The sequence below is a fragment of the uncultured Altibacter sp. genome, from assembly GCF_963972995.1.
Taxonomy (GTDB): Bacteria; Bacteroidota; Bacteroidia; order Flavobacteriales; family Flavobacteriaceae; genus Altibacter.
In genome coordinates, this window is record NZ_CAXAXI010000050.1 from 1 (window position 1) to 5903 (window position 5903).

Here is a 5903-nt window from a genome sequence, read left to right on the forward strand (position 1 = left end):
AGTATAGAAAAATGTAAGCATCTTATCCTTGTTCGATAGCGCTTCATAGCCATCGCTCTTTTCGATCAAAGCTAGTGAATGATCAAAAAAACGATTCCATATTTTTTTCTGAAGCCCGTCAAAAGAGCCAAAGAATGTGTAGAATTCTTCTTCTGAAAAATTGTTCTGTTTACAGAATTTATAGACGCTCTTCGGCTCGGTCTCGTTGACTAGGACCATATCCATAAAGGCGGCTATGATCTTTTCCTCGGAAACTTTTGCAGTGGTTGTTTTTTTTGCTGTCATAAGTGTAAGTATCTCGCAGCTGGCTTGAAAATTATCTGCTGTGTTGTGGTACAAAGATACTAAATGTTCAACTTTATATTTATATTGTTAAACAAAATATTCTGTTAAAGTTTCCGAAGCGTGACAAGGTGGCAGTAAGAGAAGCCTTGGTATTTTATTTGACTACCTGTCTTTGGCAATAAACATTTTAAAACAAAATATATATGAGTAAAGGAACAATTAACGTAGCGGTAGAAAATATTTTCCCGCTCATTAAAAAGTTTTTATACAGTGATCATGAAATTTTCCTCCGTGAATTGATCTCCAACGCCACAGATGCGACCCTCAAACTGAAGCATCTTACCGGTATTGGCGAAGCCGATGTGGAATACGGAAATCCTAAGATAGAGGTTAAGATCGACAAAGAGAAGAAACAACTTCACATTATAGATGAAGGAATTGGAATGACCCAAGAGGAAGTTGAAAAATACATCAATGAGATCGCCTTTTCCGGCGCAGAGGAATTCTTGGAAAAATATAAAGATAAGAATGCGGAAGATGCCGGAATTATAGGACATTTCGGACTTGGGTTTTATTCGGCTTTCATGGTGGCCAGCAAAGTAGAGATCATCACCAAAAGTTATAAGGATGAACCTGCTGTGCATTGGACGTGCGACGGCTCTCCGGAATATTCGATCACCAAATCGAAAAAGAAAGAACACGGAACCGAGATCATACTTCATATCGCCGATGATTCTACTGAGTTTTTGGAAGAATCTCGCATTCGTGAACTTTTGGTGAAGTACAACAAGTTCATGCCAATCCCAATCAAGTTTGGAACCAAGACTGAAACCTTGCCTAAACCGGAAGGTGCCAAAGAGGAAGATAAGGCTCCTACCCAAGAGGTGGATAACATTATTAACAATCCGAATCCGGCGTGGACCAAACAACCCACCGACCTGGAAGCGGAAGACTACAAGAAATTCTACCGTGAACTGTACCCCATGCAGTTCGAGGAACCTTTGTTTAACATTCACTTAAATGTCGATTACCCGTTCCATCTAACCGGGATCCTGTATTTCCCGAAGATGACCAATGACATGAGCATTCAGAAGGACAAGATACAGTTGTACCAAAATCAAGTGTTCGTAACCGACAACGTAGAGGGCATCGTACCGGAATTTTTAACCATGCTTCGCGGTGTTATCGACAGCCCGGACATACCATTGAATGTTTCCAGAAGTTATTTACAAGCCGACGGGGCCGTGAAGAAGATCTCCAGTTATATAACCCGCAAAGTGGCCGATAAGCTGAAGAGTCTGTTCAATAACGATCGTGCAGATTTCGAACAAAAGTGGAACGATATCAAGATCGTGATCGAGTATGGAATGCTTACCGAAGAAAAATTCTTTGAAAAAGCACAGGAGTTTGCATTGTATCCAACAGTAGATGGCAAATACTTCACCTTGGCCGAACTAAAAGAGAAGATCAAGGATTCACAAACCGATAAGGACGAAAATCTAGTCGTACTGTATGCTTCTAAGGAAGAAGAGCAACACAGTTATATTGAAGCAGCAAAAGAACGAGGGTATGAGGTATTATTACTCGATTCTCCTATTGTCTCGCATTTGCTTCAGAAGATGGAATCTTCTAATGAGAAGTTGAGTTTCGTACGTGTCGATAGTGACCATGTAGATAATTTGATCAAGAAAGAAGAGGATGCGATTTCAAAACTTTCCGAAGAGGAAAAAGAAACGCTTAAGGACTTCTTGACCGCAACCATCCCTTCTGAAAAATTCTCGGTACAACTGGAAGCTATGGACAGTAAGGCCAATCCTTTTATCATCACCGAACCGGAATTTATGCGACGCATGAAGGAGATGCAGCAGACCGGCGGTGGTATGTTTGGGATGGGTAAGATGCCCGAAATGTACAACCTTGTGGTAAACACCAACCACGAGCTGGTTGTGGAGATTCTCAATACGAAGACTCAAAAGAAGAAAGAACGGTTGGTCAAACAAGCTTTAGATTTGGCGAAGTTGAGTAAGAATCTTCTGAAGGGGGAGGAAATGACCGCTTTTATCAAACGAAGTTATGAGATGATAAAATAAAAAGACATATTCATTTGTATAGAAAACCGTTCTCTAAAAGAGGACGGTTTTTTTATATGGTCCGATGCCTTTCGTAGGAATTTACTTCTAAATACCGTTTAACCAATATTCTTTCCGTTGGTCTAATAAAGTGGCAAAAGCCTCATATTTAGTATATTTTTAAGATACTAACTTAAATATGTGAATATTATGAAAAGAATTACCATGCTATTAACGGCATTTTTTGTCACATGTTCGTTGTGGCAAATGAATGCACAACAATTTTCTTCGTTGTCGGAAGCCCATGAGGCAGGTGTGACCGCGAGTAAAAAAACAACGACTGCGCCTTCAAAAATTTCGATGAACTCATCTGTTCCAATGAAGGCAATTACCAGCACTTTTAGCGATAGAGCAAGTTTTCAAGGTGCGTGTAACGTCAATCTTACTTTAGAAGATTTTGCGGGAGGCCCCGGAGGTATCTCAGGATGCGGTGACGTTCTTAGTGATGCCGGAGGTCCTTGTTATGCTCCCGGAGAAATCCAGTCTGGATTTAATATTACTTCAGATGGAGCTGCAGGTTCAAGCCCGCGGGTATATTACGCACAAGCAGGCTCAGGCTTTGGTAATGACGTAGATGTTGTAGGTGCCAATTTCTTTGCAGATACTTTTGTAATGAATTTCACCAGCAATGTGAATGCCTTTGGCTTTGACGTTGTTTCCTTAGCGGGAGGTACATCGGTTGATATAAGTGTCTTCGGTGCCGGTGGGCTTTTGGCTACTTATACAATCTCACCCTTGGACAACGCCACTTCCTTCTTCGGATTGATTGCTGACGAGGTAATTACCAGTGTTGAAATTTTTGATGCCGCTGGAGGCGCTGAAGGTATTGGAATGCTTGAATTTGGATTCAATAATGCACCCACCATTGCTTGTCCTCCTAACGCTATGGCGAATACAGACCCGGGGGTTTGTGGCGCGGTGGTCAATTTTACGGATGCCGTAGCTATCGATGCTGAAGACGGTCCTGTTCCCGTGATGCAAACTATGGGCCCTGCCAGTGGAAGCGTCTTCCCGGTAGGAGATACCATTGTAGAATTTACAGCGACAGATGGCTGTGGAAATTCTTCTACATGTCAATTTACGGTAACCGTAGTCGATAATGAAGTGCCTACCATTGCTTGTGAACCCGATATCACCCAAACCAATGATGCCGGTATGTGCGGCGCAAACGTTACCGTAACGCCACCAACGCCTATGGATAACTGCCCAACGGCGGCTGCTCCAGTAATAGTAGGTCCGGTAACCCAGTTTTTAGGTACTTCCCAATTATTGGATACGCCTTCTACCGTAACCGGATTGAGCAACTCCGTAGGTGGAGATGTGAGTATAACAGCGGACTACGACGGGGACTGGAATTCTACCGCAGAGGATTTTGAGCTATTAGGACCCGACGGCTCGACGATATTCTTTAACGATGCGCAAGGCGGATTAGACTGCGTAGCGCAATCGGATACTTTCACCGTTGCTGAAGCAACTTGGAATGGATGGATTACGACCTTCGGAAATGATCTTACTTTTACGTTATTGGCAGATCCACAGGTAAATCCTACCACTTTATGCGCCAATAACTTTTATCAGTTAACAATTACATTGGGTCAAGGAGCTACGTTAACCAACGATTATAATGGAACGGCCGATGCTTCCGATTTCTACCCCGTGGGAACTACGGCAGTGGTATGGACCTACACAGATCCTAGTGGAAACTCCGTATCCTGTACACAGAATATCACGGTGACCGATGATGAAGCGCCAATGATCGTTTGTGAAGGGGAGCCCGGTGTCTTTAGTGTTACCGAAGATTTCGAGGCAGCTACGCTTCCGGCAGGTTGGTCGACTGTGATAGTGAATGGTGTGCAAGACTGGACCTTTGGTTCAGGAGCGATGCCCGGTACTACCGATTTCCCAACAAACGCAGCTATCTTTGACGATGACGCTGCTGGAAATACAGGAGACAACCATATCGCACACTTACTTTCTCCAATATATGACCTAACCGGCTCGATCACTGCAGATTTGTCTTTTGACTATGCCTTAGGTGACTTTGCTGGTTCCGGTTTATTACGTGCCGAAGTTTGGGACGGAGCTGCGTGGCAGCAAGTGTTCTTGGCAGATGGAATGGATATTCCGCCAAGCCCATCGGGAGTGATTGATGTATCGGCTTTTGCAAATGCAGATTTCCAAGTTCGCTTCACCTTTGATGATGAAGATTCAGGATGGAACTGGGGTGCTGGCGTAGATAACTTCCAACTGGACTATGAGTCTTCTACCGCGCCACCATTTGATGTAGTATTGGATGCTAACGGAATGGCAACCATCGACGCTTCTATGCTTTTGGTAAGTGTTACTGAAAACTGCGGTACTTGGATAGCGACTGTAGGAGGACCTGCATCGGCAATGACCGTTACAGAATGTGGAAATGCACCGGAACCGATTCCTACAACAGGAACTTCAGGACCCATGAATCCATCTATTGCTTCTGTAGCAGATACTGGAGTTATTGGTACTGATTATACCTTGGATAATATTACTGTAGATATTCAACATACATGGGCCTCGGATATTGATATGACACTCACATCTCCTAACGGAACGACAATAGATGTGATGCTCGATGATGGTGGAAGCAGCGGATTGGATACCGCAGCGACCCTAGTGTTCACAGATACCTCTGCCAACTTGGTCGATGATTTTGATGATGCAGCATCCATTCAGCCTGATTTCCTAGCTGAAGGCGGATTGTTCAATACTGTATTCGCCGGTGAGTCTATCACTGGGGACTGGACCTTGAATATTACCGACGATACCGGAGGTGATTCGGGAACATTGAACAGCTACTGTATCACATTTGCACCCATTGTTGATACTACGGTTAGTTTTGATTGTTCACAATTAGGAGAGAATCAGGTGGAAGTATTTGTTACCGATAATAGTGGTAATTCTACGAGTTGCATCGCAACCGTGAATGTGATCGACGATACCGATCCTGTACTTATCTGTATGGATGCCACGATCGAATTGGGTGCCGATGGAACCGCCGTAGTAGATCCTATGGATCTTCTTGGTGTGGCGCCAAGCACGTTCAACGCAATGGTTATTGGTAGCGATACGGGAACTATTGGTCCATCTGAAACTACAGATTTCACTATGACCGTAGCCACGGCAGAAACAGTAAGTTTTGATTGGGATTACACCATTAGCGATATACCGGGCTTTGATAGTTTTGGTTATTTGGTAAATGGCACCTATACTCAGTTGACCGATGATGGTATCGGCAACCAGTCCGGTAGTGCCACGGTAACACTCGCACCCGGAGATGTGTTTGGATTTAGAAGTGTAACCGATGATAACTTTGGCGGTGGAAATGAAACCGTTGTCAGCAACTTTATGCCTGGATTTACAGGTCAGTTTGACCCTGCCAACTGGACCCTCAATTTATCACCCGGATCTAATGGAGACGCATTCTTTGTAGAGATCCCCGGAGGTCCGTTA

General features: G+C 43.8%; 2 protein-coding genes and 1 pseudogene. 2 read left to right on the forward strand and 1 reads right to left on the reverse strand.

Annotated features, from left to right (window positions below; translation table 11 throughout):
- A pseudogene (locus AACZ11_RS12715) lies at nucleotides 1-285 on the reverse strand (TetR/AcrR family transcriptional regulator); the annotation flags it as partial.
- 203 nt (nucleotides 286-488) lie between these two features.
- Between AACZ11_RS12715 and htpG the strand changes: the two are divergent.
- Together htpG and AACZ11_RS12725 are read left to right on the forward strand one after the other, a co-directional pair.
- Nucleotides 489-2375 (forward strand): molecular chaperone HtpG, encoded by a 1887-nt coding sequence (gene htpG, locus AACZ11_RS12720; protein WP_339832694.1) that lies wholly within the window; start codon nucleotides 489-491, stop codon nucleotides 2373-2375.
- A gap of 189 nt (nucleotides 2376-2564) precedes the next feature.
- Nucleotides 2565-5903, forward strand: a 3339-nt coding sequence (locus AACZ11_RS12725; RefSeq protein ID WP_339832696.1) for an HYR domain-containing protein, incomplete at its 3' end; no start/stop codon positions are given.

Bases quoted from the DNA above. Each gene is read 5' to 3' on its own strand.
- htpG (WP_339832694.1), top strand. From the start codon at position 489: ATGAGTAAAGGAACAATTAACGTAGCGGTAGAAAATATTTTCCCGCTC.